The sequence below is a fragment of the Streptomyces sp. RKAG337 genome, from assembly GCF_023701715.1.
GTDB lineage: Bacteria > Actinomycetota > Actinomycetes > Streptomycetales > Streptomycetaceae > Actinacidiphila.
In genome coordinates, this window is sequence record NZ_JAJOZA010000001.1 from 690,583 (window position 1) to 705,509 (window position 14,927).

Sequence of the window (14,927 nt, forward strand, 5' to 3'; positions counted from 1 at the left end):
TCGGTGGTATCGGTGGAGTCAGGGCTTCAGGGCTTCGGGACGGCGGGGCCGTGGGGGCCGTGCCGGGATCCGCATGCCGCAGGGGAGGTCAGTGCCGCCAGGTGGAGATGTTCGACCACTCGGCGTCGCTGTAGTTGTTCCAGTTCACGTGCATGGCCTGGGCGATCCGGCCGAGCACCCCGTCGGGTCCGAACAGGCCGTCGGCCGCCAGGTCCCACTCGTTCTGCATGTCCTGGTAGTACGTGGCGGCCTGACTCTCCCGCCAGGCGTCCGCCAGCGGTGCCAACTGGGACTTGAGGGCCTGGAGTTCGCCGGAGACCTCGCCGGCTCTGGCGTTCAGCCAGCCGCCTGCCGCGGCGAGGCCTTCGCCCACGTAGATCGGAGTGCCGTCGACATCGGGCATGAATGGCTCCTAGTGAGTGCGCCGGGATGGGCGGCGGAACACGTGACGGTCAGGAGAAGTTGGTGCCGGTCGCCGACTTCGGCACGTCGTCGCCGAGCGCGATCAGGTTGTTCACGTTCTGCTGCTCGGAGTCCTTGTAGTTGACGTAGTTGCCCTGCAGCCCCTTGGAGATCCCCTCCAGGGCGTCGTGGAGCATCCGCGCGTAGATGTCGTACTCGGCCATCAGCGTCTGGAACTGGTTGTGGGCGATGCCCTGCCAACTCGCCTCCAGACTGGTCACGTACGACTTCAGTTCGCTCAACTGCCCGGAGATCTCGCCCGCCGTGGACGAGGTGTTACTGGAGGCGTTGGCCAGGTATTCCGGTGTCACCCTGTAGGTCACACCGCCGACGCTCACAGAAGGCTGGTCAGCCATGGCGGGGTCCGCCCCTCTCGCTCGACACCTCCGCAGTCAAACACCACCGCGGCCCCGTCCGGGTGGTCGCGAACCCAAGTGAGCAGCGATTGAACAGGTTCTGACCCGAGGAGGAGATCGCGCACCCACAGCGCGCCCTCCGGGTCGAGGCCGGCCACACTGCCCCCAGCCCCGCGAGCTCTCCTCCGGAGGTCGGACGGTACACAGCCGTTCGGCCCGGCTCCTGTCGGGAGCCGGGCCGGTGGGTGGAGGGCGGGTCACGCCGGGATGGGGAGGATGACGGGCGTCGGGCTGCCGATGCCGGGCCGTTCGGTGTACCGCGGGCCGGTTACGGCACCGGCTGCTGCTGGGTGACGCAGTGGATACCGCCGCCGCCGGTGCCGAGGCGGTCGATGTTGAGCTGTTCGATGACACGGCCGGGGAACAGGCGGGCCAGGGTGGCCTTGGCCGCGGTGTCCGCCCGGGTGTCGCCGAACTGACCGCTGATGACGGCTCCGTTGCAGACGTAGTAGTTGGCGAAGGAGGCGAGGAACTCCGGGTTGGTGGAGCGGATCTTGTTGTAGTCGGGACCCTGCAGCTTCTCGACGGTCATGGGGGCGCCGCCCGCGGTCGTGGCCGCGGACAGGACCTGGTACTGCTGGCGCGCGTCCTTGGCGTACGCGTCGTTGTCCGAGGCCAGCGGCATCTGGACGACGGCCCTCCCGGGGGCGAGGAAGCGGGAGGTCGCGTCGACGTGGTCGTCGGTGATGTCCTTGCCGGTGACGCCGTCGAACCAGATGACCTTGGAGGCGCCGTAGGCGGTGCGCAGCGCCGTCTCGACCTGTGACTGCGACATGTTGGGGTTGCGGTTGCGGTTCACCAGACTGCTGCGGGTGGCCATCAGGGTGCCCGCGCCGTCCTGTTCGACCGCGCCGCCCTCGGCCACCAGGCCGGCCGCGGTGAACGGGGTGCCGACGTACGCGGCGATCCGGCCGGCGACCAGAGCGTCCTTGGAATGGGTCTGCTTGTTGCCCCAGCCGTTGAAGTTCAGGCCGACCGCGTCCAGGCCGCCGGCCCCGTCGGAGCGGAAGATCGGGCCGGTGTCGCGCATCCAGCAGTCGTCGACGGGGATGGTGGTGACGACGGTGACGGTCGAGCCGCACAGGGAGCGGGCCTTGGCGGCACTGGCGGAGTTGGCACAGAGGTAGACCGGCTCGTACTTGGCGATGGTGCGGGCGATGAGCGCGATGTCCGTCTGGACGCCGTTGAGCGTGCTGCCCCAGATGGAGGTGCTGTCCGGCCAGGCCATCCAGGTGCGGGTGTGACGGACGTCCTCACCCGGTACCCGGAACGCGGCCGCGGCGGGGCGGGCCGCCGCCCCCGCCCGTCCCTCGACCGCCGTGAGGGCGGCGGCAGCGGCGGTGAGGCCGGCCGCCGCGAGGAAGGTGCGCCTGCCCATCCCGCCGGGTGGGTTGGCTGCGTGATCGTCGCCCGCGCCGGGTGGGTTCGCTGCGTGGTCGTTCATGAGGGGTCTCCTTCGGTGGGTCAACTCCCCGCGCCGACTCCGGGGTTGACTGGAAAGCTAAAACTGACCAAGCGCTCGGTCAATAGTTTGGACGAGGTCATTCCGGTGGATCTTCCGGTGGATCTCCCATGGATCTCCCATGGATCTCCGATGGATCTCCGGTCGTTCAGGGAGCGGGCCAGAGGAGGGATCACCGGGTGGATCAGGGAAGCCGCAGGTGGCCGTGCCCCCAGGCTCGTTAGAGTGACGCCATGGCAGATTCCGCGAAGGACTCCCCGGACCTGTCCGCTCCCCTCGCCCCCGCGCGACGGCCGCGGGTCTCGGCCAAGGGCGAGCAGACCCGGGCACGGCTGATCTCCGCCGCGCGGACCCTGCTGGCGGGCGAGATGAGCGAGCGGTTCACCACCCGCAACGTGGCGGCGCTGAGCGGCGTCACGCACGGGATGTGCCACTACCACTTCCAGGACAGGACCGATCTCGTCCTGGCGGTCGTCACGGACATCCGCCCGGAGTGGATCCTCCCCCTCGAGGAGGCCGTCTCCGGACCCGGCTCGTTCGCGGAACGGGCCGAGCGGGTGGTCGAGCTGCTCGCGCGGTCCGAGGGTACGGAACTCTCCCACCTCCACTCGGCGTTGCACTGGCACGCCCTGAACGACCCTCGGGTCCGGGAGCGCTTGGAAGGTGAGTACCGGCGCTGGCGCGCCTGCTTCGTCGCGCTGTTCGAGGTCCTGGCCGAGGAACGGGCCGCCGACCTCGATGCGCTCCTGCTGGGCGAGGCCGTGGCCGCCGCGGTGGACGGCCTGGCCGCCGCGGAGTCGCTGGGCTCCGATGTCGACTCGGGTCCGGTGCTGCGCACCCTGATCAGCACGCTCGCCGCCGGAGCCGGCCCCCGGACCTGACTCACGCCGCCCGGCACCGGCCACACCCCCCGGATCCTCCCCGGACGCCCGGCGCCGACTACAGCCCTTGAACCTGACCCGGGACGCCCGGCGCCCGCTACAGCATCGGCTCCAGCGCCCGCCGGGCCGCGGCGATCGCCTTCGGGTCCCAGCCCGGTCGGGGCACGGACTCCAGCAGCAGCCGGGTGTACGGATGTTCAGGTGCGGCGAGCACCTCCTCCGTACGGCCCTGTTCGACCACGACCCCGTGGCGCATGACGACGATCTCGTCCGTGACGCAGCGGACGACCCCGAGGTCGTGGGTGATGAAGAGGTAGCCGATCCCGGTCTGCTCCCTGATGTCCGCCAGCAGGTTGAGGATCTGCGCCTGTACGGAGACGTCGAGCGCGGCGACGGCCTCGTCCAGGATGAGGACGGCCGGTTCCACGGCCAGGGCCCGGGCGATGGCGACACGCTGGCGCTGGCCGCCCGACAGACGCCGCGGCAGGGCGTCGGCGGCCCGGGTGCCCAGGCCCACCTGGTCGAGCAGTTCCCGCACGCGCTTCGCATGGTCGCGGCCGGGGAAGTGCAGACTCAGGGTTTCGCGCAGCACCCCTTCGACACTGATGCGCGGGTCGAGGGAGAGATAGGGGTCCTGGAAGACCATCTGGACCTCGCGGGCGCGGGCCAGCCGCGCGGCCCGGCCCCGGGTACCCCCGCTGCGCGACCGCCCGCGGATGCGGACGTCGCCTTCGTCGGCGTGCTCCAGGCCGACGACGATGCGGGCGATGGTCGTCTTGCCGGACCCGGACTCCCCCACGATGCCCAGCGATCCGCCCTCGGGCAGCGCGAAGGACACGTCGTCCACCGCGCGGACGGCTCCGAAGCAGCGGCGCAGCCCGGCGACCTCCAGTACGTTCCGGGATACGGTTCCAGGCACGTTCGCCGGTGCGTTCCCGGGCGCCTTCCCAAGTGCGTTCTCAGGCATCGACGGCGCTCCCTTCGAGCAGGTCGCTGTGGTGGCAGGCGGCGCGGTGGTCCGGTCGGTCCGGGGCTGCCGTGGGCAGCGGGGCGCGCTGGTCGCAGACTTCCGTCGCGAGCGGACATCGGGCCGCGAAGGCGCAGCCCCGCAGCGGCTCCCGCAGGTCCGGCGGCTGACCCTCGATGGCGGCGAGCCTGCCCCGGGGGCCTTCCATCCGCGGGGTGGAGGCGAGGAGAGCCGCCGTGTAGGGGTGCCGCGGGCGGGCGAAGAGGGCTTCGGCCGGACCGCTCTCGGCGATCCGGCCGGCATACATGACGTAGACGCGGTCGCTGATGGCGGCGGCGAGTTCCAGATCGTGGGTGACGAACAGCAGGCCGGTGCCGAAGCGTTCGCGGAGCGCGGTCAGGAGGGCGATCACCTCGGCCTGGCTGGTGACGTCCAGTGCCGTGGTGGGCTCGTCGGCCAGCAGGAGCGCGGGGTCCCCCATCAGGGCCGCCGCGATCACGACACGCTGGAGCATGCCGCCGGAGACCTGGCCGGGGTACTTGCGCAGGACGGACTCGTCCAGGCCCACGGCCCGCAGGAGTTCGACCGCCCGGTCGGCTGCCTGCGTCCGGTTCATGGCCCCGGTGAGGGTGACGCTCTCGGTGAGGAAGTCGCCGATGCGGCGCAGCGGGTTGACGGTGGCGCGGGGGTCCTGGAAGACCATGGAGACCATGCCGGAGCGCACGTCGCGCAGCCGGTCGGCGTCCATGGTGAGCACGTCCTCGCCATCGACCCGTACCGCGCCCTCCGTGACCGCGCCGGGTGGCAGCAGGCGCAGCGCGCTGCGGGTGGTGAGCGTCTTGCCGGAACCGGACTCGCCGACCAGGGCGACGGTCTCACCGGCGGCGACGGTGAGGTCGACGCCGTCGAGAACGGGCCGGGCGGCGCCGGGCAGAGTGACCCTCAGCCCCTGGATGTCGAGCGTGGGCGTGGATCCCGTCGGTCGCGTCGGTCGCGTCGATTGCGTAGGTCGCGTCGATCTCATCGGTCTCTCCTGGCTACGCGGTCGGCCCAGCGCTCGCCCACCACGTTGAAGGCGACCACGGTCAGCACGATGAAGACGCAGGGCAGGATCGCGGACAGCGGATAGCCGTACTGGATGGCGGTCTGCCCGTCGAAGACCATGCGGCCCCAGTCGGGGGTGAGTGCGGGCACGCCTAGCCCGAGGAACGACAGCCCCGCGAGGTCCATCAGGGCGTAGCCGAAGTTGATGGTGGACTGGGCGAGGACGACGGGGGCGATGTTGGGCAGGATGTGGCGCAGGCAGATCTGTACCGCCGAGTGCCCCTGGACCCGGTAGGCGCTCACATAGGGGCGGGCGCGCTCGGCCAGCACCAGTGAACGGGTGAGGCGGCTGACGTAGGGCAGGTAGGCGACGGCGAGCGCGATGACGGGGGCGAGCAGCCCTTCGCCGTACATAGAGATGATCAGGATGGCCAGCAGCATGCCGGGAAAGGCGAAGACCAGCTCCGTGCTCCGGGAGAGGACGGAGTCCAGCCAGCCGCCCCGCCAGGCGGCGGCCATGCCGACGGCGATGCCGGCGACGGTGGAGAAGACGACGACGCCCAGCGGGCCGAGCAGGGAGGTGCTCGCGCCGAGCAGCAGCCGGGAGAGGGTGTCACGGCCGGCGGCGTCCACGCCGAGCGGATGCGCGGCCGAGGGTCCGGCGAGCGCGTTGCCCAGGTCGACGGCGTTTGGGTCGTACGGCGCCACCCACGGCGCGAGCAGCGCGGCGAGGACGACGAGGGCGACGAGCCCCAGACAGATGACGTGGAGCGGGGAACCGGTGGCGCGGATCCGTGCCAGGCCGGGGCGGCGCGTCAGGACGGCGGTCATGCGGCGGCCCCTCTCGTTCCGAGGGTGATCCGGGGGTCGACCAGGGGCAGCAGCAGGTCCACGATCAGGTTCACGACCATGAAGAGAGCGACGATGATCAGGGAGATCGCCTGGACGGTCGGGAAGTCCTTGGTGGTGGTGGACAGTTCGAGGAGCTGGCCGATCCCGCCGATGCTGAAGGCGGTCTCGACCAGGATGGTGCACACCAGCAAGGTGGAGACGATCAGTCCGCCGGTGGTCAGGATCGTCCCGAGCGAGTTGTGGAAGACATGGCGGCGGATGACCTGGCGCTCGGGGACACCGCGGCTGCGGGCCACGGTGACGTGCTCGCTCTCGAGGGCTTCGAGCATGGCTGAGCGGGTGACCCGGGCGAGCATGCCGATCAGGTAGAGCGCCAGGGCGATCGCGGGGAGCGTGAGGTGCCAGAGCATGTCCCCCAGCCCGTCGCCGGCGCCGCTGCTGGGGAACCAGCCGAGCTGGACGGCGAACAGCCCCTGGAGCAGGACCGCGGCGACGAAGGACGGAGTGCCGACGGCGAACGTCGTGGTGACCAGGACGGTGGAGTCCGTGGCCCCGCCCCGGACGGCGGCGATCCGGCCCAGCAGCAGACCGACGGCCACGACCACGACGAGAGACATGGCAACCAGCAGCAGTGTCACCGGAAGCCGGTCCGCCAGGAGCCGCGAGACATCCGTGCGGTAGGTGATCGACCGCCCGAAGTCGCCCTGCAGCATGTCCCCGAGCCAGCGGAAGTACCGGACGAGGAAGGGGTCGTTCAGGTGGTACTGGGCGTTGATCGAGGCGAGCGCCTCAGGAGAGGCCGACCGGCCGGCGAGCAGGAAGCTCGCCGGACTGCCAGGCGCCAGGTACATGGCGCCGAAGACCACGAACGAGGCGACGAGGAGGGTGGCGGCCATCTCCGCCACCCGTCGTGCGGCGAAGCGGACGAAGCTCACTGTGCGGCCCCCACGTCGGCGGCCCACGGGTAGTACATGTACGAGATCGTGGTGGGCGCTCCGGTGATCCGCTTGTTCAGGAACATCGCGGTCGGCCACTCCGCGACGGGGATCCACAGGAGCTGCTCGGAGGCCAGGTGCTGGAGTTTCGCCTCGATGTCCAGCCGCTCCGGGACCGGGTAGACGGCGGCGGCCTGGTCGACGAGCCGGTCGTACTGGGGGTCGCTGTAGCCGGCGAAGTTCATGTAGGCGCCGGTCTTGAAGTTCGACAGCAGGTCGAGGGGGTCGGTGATGGAGTCGTAGTAGGTGAGCGGGAACATGTCGATGCCCTTGCGCGCCTCGGGGTCGGTGAACAGCGCGGTGAAGGCGTTGGGGGCGATGGTCTTGAGCCGGATGTCCAGTCCGATGCGGGTGCCGGCCGCCTGCACCGCGGTGGCGAGCAGGGAGACGTCCTGGCCTATGGCGCTGGTGGCCATCGTGAGGGACTTTCCGGTGGCTCCGGCCTCCTTGATCAGGGCCTTGGCCTGTTCGATGTCCTGGCCGGTGGGCGGCAGCCCGTCGAAGGCCGCCTTCCGGGTGGCCTCGGGGGCGGCGGCCCAGGCGGCCCGGGTGGTGAGGGAGTTGGTGACCGTTCCGGCGCCAGCGAGTCCGGCCTTGACGAATCCGGTGCGGTCGATCGCCAGGGAGAGCGCCCGGCGGACGCGGAGGTCGCCGAGGGGGCCCTTCATGTTGGTGACGTTGACGTTGACGGTGCTCAGGCCCTCGCCGAAGTAGAGGGTGCCCGTGCCGCTCTCCCGCAGCCGGGCGTAGCTCTCGGTGGGGATCAGGTAGCCGCCGTCGACCTCCCCGCTGAGCATGGCGTTGGTGCGGGCGGACGGGTCGGTCAGGACGCGGAAGACGGCCTTCTTCGCCTTGGCCTTGGTGCCCCAGTAGCCGTCGAAGCGGTCGAGTTCGATCGACTGGCCCTTGTTCCACGTGCCGAGTCGGAAGGGGCCCGTGCAGGCGAGCCCGCCGGTGGTGCCGTAGTTCTTGCCCGCCGCCTCGACGCCGGCCTTGGAGGCCACGACTCCGGCGGCGGTCGCCATGTACTGCGGGAACTGGGAGTCGGGCTTCTTGAGCTTGACGGTGACCTGGAGCGGGCCGCTCTTGGTGATGGCGGAGACGTTCTGGAAGACCTGGGCCCAGGCCGCGGCGTTGTCGGGGTCCATCTGCCGGCCGAGGCTGAAGACCACGTCGTCGGCGGTCATCACCTTGCCGTCGTGGAAGCGCACCCCGGGGCGCAGGTCGTAGACCCAGGTGGTGGGATCGGGGTTGGACGCGTTCTGCGCGAGGCCCGGCGCGGTGGTGAGCGCCGGGGTCCAGCGCATCAGGCTCTCGCAGACGTTGGACAGGATGGTGTTCTGCGGGTAGTCGAAGGCCACCGTGTAGTCGAGGGTGGGCGGTTCGGCGTAGACGGCCCAGCTGAAGGAGTCGATGTCACCGCGGGCCGGGGGCGTGGTCGCGGAGAGTTTGAGGGCCGCTGCGTCGCCGCCGTTGCCCTTGGGAGGGCCCGCGCAGGCCGCGAGCAGGGCGAGGGACGTCAGGACGGCGATGGTGAGCGCCGCGGTGCCGCGGCCGGGCCGGCGGTGCGGGCGTCTGCTGGTGCGGGGTGGGGAGGTGGTCATCGTCGCGCTCTCTTTTCCGTGAGGAATGCCGGGGGAAAGGCCGGGGAGGAGCGGGCGGACCGCCGGGGCGGACCGTCGGGAACGGTCGGTGCCCGTAGCGGCCCGCCGGGAACGGTCGGTGCCCGGGTCAGCCGGCGGTGTTCGGGGAGGAGCGGACGACGGGGATCTGCTGGGTGATGCAGTGGACCCCGCCACCGCCGAACGCGATGACGGGCGTCCGCACCCCGACGACCTTGCGGCCGGGGTAGGCCGAGGCGATGACGGCGAGGGCGTCCTCGTCCTGGGGCAGCCCGGCCACCGGGACGACGACACCGCTGTTGGCCACGTAGTAGTTCAGGTACGACACCTCGACCTCGCCCTCGGCCAGGTCGGCGAAGGCCGTCTGCGGCACGTCGACGATCTCCAGTCGGCGGCCCCGGGCGTCCGTGACGGCCTCGAGCACCGCACGGTTGGCACGCATCCGGGCGTAGTCGGGGTGGTCGGGGTCGGACGGCAGGGAGACAACGACCTTGCCGGGCGCGGCGAAGGCGCAGGAGCCGTCGACGTGGCCGTCGGTCTCGGTGTCCAGCAGACCGCCGTACGGCAGCCAGATGACCTTGGTGACACCGAGCCGGGACGTCAGCTCCGCCTCGATCTCGTCACGGCTCAGACCGGGGTTGCGGTTGGGGTGCAGCAGACACTGCTCCGTCGTGATCAGCGTGCCCTCGCCGTCCACGGTGATCGCTCCGCCTTCGAGGATCATGTCGGAGGCGATCCGGTCGACCCCCAGGTGCTCCAGCAGGAGGGCGCTGACGCGGTCGTCGGCGTCGAACGGGTGGTGCTTGCCGCCCCAGGCGTTGAAGCGGAAGTCCACGCCGGCGCGGTTGCCGTCCGCGTCGAGGACGAACAGCGGAGCGGAGTCGCGGAACCAGGAGTCGTCGAGCGGCAGCTCGATCACCGTGATGCCGGTGGCACCCGTGGCTTCGGTGGTACCCGTGGCACCGGTGGTACCCGTGGCACCGGTGGCGCTGTCCCCGCAGCGGGCGCGGGCCTCGTCACCGTGGCCGGGCGGAGCGACCATCGTCACCGGCTCGAAGGCGGCGATGGCGCGGGCGACATTGGCGTACTCCTCCTTCGCCTCGTCCAGCACGCTTCCCCACAGCTCCTCGCGCGTGGGCCAGGCCATCAGGCAGCCCTCGTGCTCGGACCACTCGGCGGGCATACGGTATTCAGCCATCAGACGTCTCGATTCTTTCGTTTGCAGAGTCTCCCCCCGACTGAAAATTCAGTCAAGAGTGGAGACCTGGGTCGACCTGGGTCGGTGGAGGAGGGGGCTGGAGGCGCCCTCAGAGGAAATAGAGGCGGTTGAGTGGGACCTGCTGTGCCGGTTCCGAGCGCAGCGGCTCGCCGTCGAGCGTGACGAGACCGGTCCGGGGGTTCACATCGACGTCCCCCAGGCGGGCATTGCCCACCATGTCCCGCGGACCGATGCCGCGGGTGCCCCGTACGGCGACCCGGCGGCGCCGGGTGCCCAAGGTGTCGTACGGGGCGCCGAACGAGCCCGATTCGGCCGCGGCGCGGCTGACGAACGCCACCGAGAGGTCCGCGGGGGCGGCGCCGTGGGCGCCGAACAGGGGACCCAGTACGAGCGGCTCGCAGTTGTCGGTGGCCGCGTTCGGGTCGCCGGTGACGCCGTAGGCGGGGAAGCCGGACTTGAGGACCATCTGCGGCTTGGCACCGAAGAACTGCGGGCGCCACAGCACGATGTCGGCGAGCTTGCCGACCTCGAGGGAGCCGATCTCGTGGGCCAGGCCGTGGGCGATGGCGGGGTTGATGGTGAGCTTGGCGATGTAACGCAACACGCGCGCGTTGTCGTCGGCCTCGCCGTCGCCGTCCAGGGGGCCGAGCTCCGCCTTCATCTTGGCGGCCATCTGGAAGGTGCGGCGGACGGTCTCGCCCGCGCGGCCCATGCCCTGCGCGTCGGATGAGGTGATGCCGATGACGCCCAGGTCGTGCAGCACGTCCTCGGCGCCCATCGTCCCGGCGCGGATCCGGTCACGGGCCATGGCCGCGTCGCCGGGCAGGTCGGTCTTGAGGTCGTGGACGGAGACGATCATGCCGTAGTGCTCGGCGACCGCGTCCCGCCCGAACGGCAGCGTGGGGTTGGTGGACGAGCCGATGACGTTCCGCACGCCCGCCATCTTCAGCACGTTGGGCACATGCCCGCCGCCACAGCCCTCGATGTGGAAGGCGTGGATCGTGCGGCCGTCCAGCACGGAGAGGGTGTCCTCCACGGACAGGCACTCGTTCAGGCCGTCGCTGTGCAGCGCCACCTGGACGTCGTGCTCCTCGGCGACGCGCAGCGCGGTGTCCAGGGCTCGGGTGTGCGCGCCCATGTCCTCATGAACCTTGAAGCCGCACGCACCGCCCTCGGCGAGCGCCTCGACCAGCGGAGCCGGATCGGAGGACGAACCGCGGGCCAGGAAGCCGATGTTGACCGGCCACGCGTCGAACGCATTGAACCCGTGCTTGAGGGCCCAGGGCGAATTCACCCCCACGCCCCAACTCGGGCCGATCTCCTGGCCGATGATCGTGGTGACGCCGGAGGCGAGTGAGGCCTCCATGATGCGCGGCGAGAGCAGATGGACATGGGTGTCCACGGAACCGGCGGTCGCGATCAGGCCTTCGCCGGAGACGATGCTGGTTCCGGTGCCGACGACGACATCGACCCCGTCGAGGGTGTCGGGGTTGCCGGCCCGGCCGATCGAGCAGATCCGGCCTTCGCGGATGCCGATGGACACCTTGCGGATGCCGAGTACCGCGTCGATCACGACGACGTTGCTGATCACGACGTCACAGGTGTCGCGGACGGCCGCCGCCTTGAGGTGCATACCGTCACGGGCGGTCTTACCGAAACCGGCCAGGAACTCGTCACCGGGCAACTGCGCGTCGGACTCGACACGGACGACGAGCCCCGAATCGCCCAGCCGCACCCGGTCCCCGGCACGGGGACCGTGCACCGCGGCGTACTCGTGCGGGTCGATGTGCCGGCTGCCGGGGGCGCAGTGGTCGCTGTGCCGGGTCGGTCTGCTCATACCGGGGTTCCTTCCGGGCTTTCTTCCGGGGTTCGATCCGGGGTAGCTTCCCGGGTTCCTCCCGGGATGGCTGCACCGAGGTAGCCGCAGGCCGCGGCCCGGCGCAGGGCTTCTTCCTTCGCGCCAGGGGCGTCGAGCGGCCCGTCGACCAGGCCGGCGAAGCCGATCGCGACCCGGGCGCCGCCCATGGGAACGAGACCCACCTCGACGGTGGAGCCGGCGTCGAGACGGACGGAGGATCCTGCGGCGACGGCCAGGTGCATGCCGTACGCGGCGGCCCGGTCGAAGTCCAGCCGCGGGTTGGCCTCGAAGAAGTGGAAGTGCGAGGTCACGCTGACCGGGACCGTCGCGGTGTTGTGCACGGCGAGGATCCGGACCGGCGCGAGGGCCTCGACGGTGTCCGCTGCGGGCAGTACGGCGCCCGGCGCACTGTCGTCGCGAGGGTGCTCCCCGAAGGGGTCGCTGATCGCCGCGAGCCGGGTGCCGTCCTCGAAGACCGCCTCGACCATCACCTCGGTCACGATGTCGACGACGCCCGGCAGGACGTCGTCCGGGCCGAGGACACCACGCCCGCGGGCGAGGGCGTCGGCAAGACGGACGCCGTCGCGCGCCGCCTCGCACACCGTGTCGGCGATCACGGCGGTCGCCTCCGGGACGTTGAGCCGCAGGCCACGCGCGTGGCGGGCCCGGGCGAGTTGGGCGGCGGTGAACAGCAGCAGCCGGTCACGTTCGGTGGGCGTCAGGGGCATGACGCCCACCGGGCGTCCGCCCGGACGGCCGGGCGGACGCCCGGGCCGGTCGAAACCTTCATGATCATGACTTCCTCCGGAAGGCGGACGAGCGGACGAGGTGGGCCGGGCCCGCCGTCCGGATGCACAGGCGCCGGGAGCACGGGTGCACGGAGCGGGAGCGGGGGCACGGAGGGGACCTCGGCGACGCGGTGACGGGCAAGAGCCGGGGTGCGGCCCAGAGGTAGCCCGGGGCCCGCGGGGAGAGCGAGCCGACCGAGGTGGGGCCTTGTCGGGCCGTCGGTGGCTCGATTCTCACTCTGGCATTGACTGAAAGTTCAGTCAATAGATGGGGCGGCGCAACGTCCTGTCCCACGCAAGGACGGGGCCGGAACGTAGTGCTGGGATCCGGTGGGGCCCGCACGGACCGGTGGGACCCGCGCGGACCTGCGTCAGTTCTGCCGGAGCCCGGCCAGTTCGGCGTCGATCGCGCCGCGCATGAGTTCCTGCGCGTGACCGATCGGGGTGCCGCCGCTGAGCCAGCGCATGCTGAGCCCCTCGAGGAGCGCGGTGATCCGTTCGGCGGCGGCCGCCAGCGACGAGGCCGGCGCCATCGGCTGCACCTGACCCAGCATCGCGGCGACCTCCTGGACCCACACCAGGGTGGCCCTCGCGAGATCTTCGCGCAGGACCTCGTCGAAGACGGCGCTCGCCCGCAGTTCACCCCAGGCCGAGCTGTTCTCCCGCACCTCCGCGGTGTCCTGGAGTTCCAGCAGCAGGGTCTGCTCCAGCTCCTCCCGAGGGGCGAGCGGCGGGTCTTCCGGGGCGCGGTCGGTGGTGTAGCGCTCGGCGCGGTCGTTGATGAACTCGAGCGTCGCGCGCAGGACCCCCGTACGGTCCTTGAAGTGGTAATAGATCAGAGCGGTGGAGATGCCGGCCTCTGCCGCGAGTTCCTCCACGCGGAGCCCGCGGACACCGCGCCGGGCGATCACCCGGGCGGCCGCTTCGAGGATCTGAGTGCTGCGAGAGGCCATGACCCGCACTTTACCGGGGCCTTCCCGGGCAGCCGCACACGGTCCGTCACCGGGCGTGCGGTCCGGTGCCGGTGCCGCATCCGCGGCGGACGGGGCTTCCTGCGGGCTCGTTCGCGGTCGCGTCGGCGGCACGGCGGACAGGTGCGCTTCCATGAGGCCTCCCTAAGGGGATGGAGCGGAATGAGACGGCATCCTTGCGTTAACTGAAAATTCAGTCAACCCTTGGGTCGGTATTGCCACGACCAGGAGGGATCACAGAGTGACCGACCGCAGACGAGCAATCCTCGCGGGAGCCGCGCGCGTCATCGCACGGCAGGGTGTCCGGGGGCTGCGGGTGGCGGATCTGGCGGCCGAGGCCGGCGTGTCCACCGCCCTGATCTACTACCACTTCAAGGACCGGCCCGGCATCCTGCGACACGCCCTGGCCTTCATCGGGGACCGTGCGGACCGCTACACCGCATACACCGCATACACCGCCTCCAGCGCGACGGGCGGCGTCCAGGCTCCCGCCCCGCCGTCCGACCCGCGGCAACTCCTGCAGCAGACACTCCTGTTGGAGTTCCAGGAGCTGCCCGAGGTCCGCGAGAACAGTACGGCCTGGGGCGAGCTGCGGGCCCACGCGGTCTTCGATCCGGAGCTGCGCGACGACCTCGCCGCGGCGGGCGCGGCCTGGGTGGCGGAGGTCGCGGGCCACCTCGCCGCACTCTGCCCGGCCGCGGCGCCCGGCGCCGTCACGGCCGCGGCGGAGCGGCTGACCGCCCTGCTGGAGGGACTGAGCGTCCGCTGGCTCAGCGGCCTGCTCCCCCTCGAACACGCCCGCAGCCTGCTGCGCGGGGCGATCGGAGTGGAAATCGGGCGCTTGGGTTCCCTTTCCACGGTGAATTGACTGAATTTCCAGTCAGTGCCACAGTTGGCGACACGCGGCCGCATCACTCTCCGTGCGGAGCGGCCGTTCACGGCGCAGAGCGCGCACTCTTGTCCGTAGGGCCCGATGTGTCGACCTGCGCCGGCTCTCTGTCGCGCCTGTCCTGGCCGGATGCCCGGTCGCGATCGACACGATCGCCTCAGGTGGCGGCGGCATCCACTGCTCAACGCACGACCAGCCAGGCAAACCCGCCGCCTGACCACACGCGGCGCCGGGGTCGCCAGGTTCTAACATCGGGACGGTTCTGTCGTCCGGGATGGTTCTATCGTCCGGACATCCAGGAGCCCGGTGGGAAACGCGTCGCGTCGGCACGTGCCCAGCGGGCCGCGGCGTCGTGGGCGTGTGGGTTGGCCGGGGTGGTGGGGGCACGGGTCGACAGGCGGCCAGGACTGCGGCGACCGCGGCGATCTCCTCGGTGGTGGGCTGCCCCTTGATGACCCTCAGCAGGGCAGGGCCCAGCGGACCGTCGAAGGGGGGCGCCAT

Annotated in this window: 14 protein-coding genes and 1 pseudogene; 2 read left to right on the forward strand and 13 right to left on the reverse strand. The window is 71.0% G+C overall.

All coding sequences use genetic code 11. The features are described from left to right. Positions 1-88: 88 nt before the first annotated feature. The 3 genes from LNW73_RS02860 to LNW73_RS02870 all read right to left on the reverse strand — a co-directional run bounded on the left by LNW73_RS02860 (position 89) and on the right by LNW73_RS02870 (position 2,322). On the reverse strand, positions 89-403 hold the full coding sequence (locus LNW73_RS02860) for a WXG100 family type VII secretion target (RefSeq protein WP_250978856.1): 315 nt from the start codon (positions 401-403) through the stop codon (positions 89-91). A 49-nt stretch (positions 404-452) separates the two neighbouring features. Beyond that, the gene (locus LNW73_RS02865) at positions 453-785 is read right to left on the reverse strand and encodes a WXG100 family type VII secretion target (RefSeq protein ID WP_250978855.1); all 333 of its coding nucleotides are present in this window, start codon (positions 783-785) and stop codon (positions 453-455) included. Positions 786-1,146: 361 nt separating this feature from the next. Continuing rightward, positions 1,147-2,322: an agmatine deiminase family protein gene (locus tag LNW73_RS02870; protein ID WP_308402069.1), complete on the reverse strand. Its 1,176-nt coding sequence runs from the start codon at positions 2,320-2,322 to the stop codon at positions 1,147-1,149. A gap of 251 nt (positions 2,323-2,573) precedes the next feature. Between LNW73_RS02870 and LNW73_RS02875 the strand changes: the two genes are divergently transcribed. After that, positions 2,574-3,221 (forward strand): TetR/AcrR family transcriptional regulator, encoded by a 648-nt coding sequence (locus LNW73_RS02875; protein ID WP_250988736.1) that lies wholly within the window; start codon positions 2,574-2,576, stop codon positions 3,219-3,221. A gap of 97 nt (positions 3,222-3,318) precedes the next feature. Here LNW73_RS02875 and LNW73_RS02880 read toward each other — a convergent pair whose 3' ends face one another. The 9 genes from LNW73_RS02880 to LNW73_RS02920 all read right to left on the reverse strand — a co-directional run bounded on the left by LNW73_RS02880 (position 3,319) and on the right by LNW73_RS02920 (position 13,519). Then, a complete protein-coding gene (locus tag LNW73_RS02880) occupies positions 3,319-4,188 on the reverse strand; it encodes an ABC transporter ATP-binding protein (protein WP_374118027.1) in 870 nt (289 codons plus the stop codon). After that, entirely contained in the window at positions 4,181-5,212 is a 1,032-nt protein-coding gene (locus tag LNW73_RS02885; RefSeq protein WP_250988738.1) for an ABC transporter ATP-binding protein, read from the reverse strand. The genes LNW73_RS02880 and LNW73_RS02885 overlap by 8 nt, the downstream gene beginning before the upstream one ends. After that, positions 5,209-6,063 carry an ABC transporter permease gene (locus LNW73_RS02890; RefSeq protein ID WP_250988739.1) on the reverse strand — a complete coding sequence of 285 codons (855 nt, stop codon included), beginning with the start codon at positions 6,061-6,063 and terminating at the stop codon, positions 5,209-5,211. Before LNW73_RS02890 ends, LNW73_RS02885 begins: the two co-directional genes overlap by 4 nt. Next, a complete protein-coding gene (locus tag LNW73_RS02895) occupies positions 6,060-7,019 on the reverse strand; it encodes an ABC transporter permease (RefSeq protein WP_250988740.1) in 960 nt (319 codons plus the stop codon). The genes LNW73_RS02890 and LNW73_RS02895 overlap by 4 nt, the downstream gene beginning before the upstream one ends. Beyond that, positions 7,016-8,683, reverse strand: coding sequence for an ABC transporter substrate-binding protein (locus LNW73_RS02900; RefSeq protein WP_250988741.1), 1,668 nt, complete (start codon positions 8,681-8,683; stop codon positions 7,016-7,018). Before LNW73_RS02900 ends, LNW73_RS02895 begins: the two co-directional genes overlap by 4 nt. A gap of 127 nt (positions 8,684-8,810) precedes the next feature. Beyond that, positions 8,811-9,899 carry an agmatine deiminase family protein gene (locus tag LNW73_RS02905; protein WP_250988742.1) on the reverse strand — a complete coding sequence of 363 codons (1,089 nt, stop codon included), beginning with the start codon at positions 9,897-9,899 and terminating at the stop codon, positions 8,811-8,813. A 109-nt stretch (positions 9,900-10,008) separates the two neighbouring features. After that, the gene (locus LNW73_RS02910; RefSeq protein WP_250988743.1) at positions 10,009-11,757 is read right to left on the reverse strand and encodes an urease subunit alpha; all 1,749 of its coding nucleotides are present in this window, start codon (positions 11,755-11,757) and stop codon (positions 10,009-10,011) included. Next, a complete protein-coding gene (ureA, locus tag LNW73_RS02915; protein ID WP_250988744.1) occupies positions 11,754-12,506 on the reverse strand; it encodes an urease subunit gamma in 753 nt (250 codons plus the stop codon). Before ureA ends, LNW73_RS02910 begins: the two co-directional genes overlap by 4 nt. A 431-nt stretch (positions 12,507-12,937) precedes the next feature. Then, positions 12,938-13,519, reverse strand: coding sequence for a TetR/AcrR family transcriptional regulator (locus tag LNW73_RS02920; protein WP_250988745.1), 582 nt, complete (start codon positions 13,517-13,519; stop codon positions 12,938-12,940). A gap of 259 nt (positions 13,520-13,778) precedes the next feature. On the opposite strand from LNW73_RS02920, the gene LNW73_RS02925 reads away from it, so the two are divergent. Continuing rightward, positions 13,779-14,405: a TetR/AcrR family transcriptional regulator gene (locus LNW73_RS02925; RefSeq protein ID WP_250988746.1), complete on the forward strand. Its 627-nt coding sequence runs from the start codon at positions 13,779-13,781 to the stop codon at positions 14,403-14,405. A gap of 330 nt (positions 14,406-14,735) precedes the next feature. Here the strand turns inward: LNW73_RS02925 and LNW73_RS02935 are convergent. After that, positions 14,736-14,927, reverse strand: a pseudogene (locus LNW73_RS02935) (acyl-CoA carboxylase epsilon subunit); the annotation flags it as partial.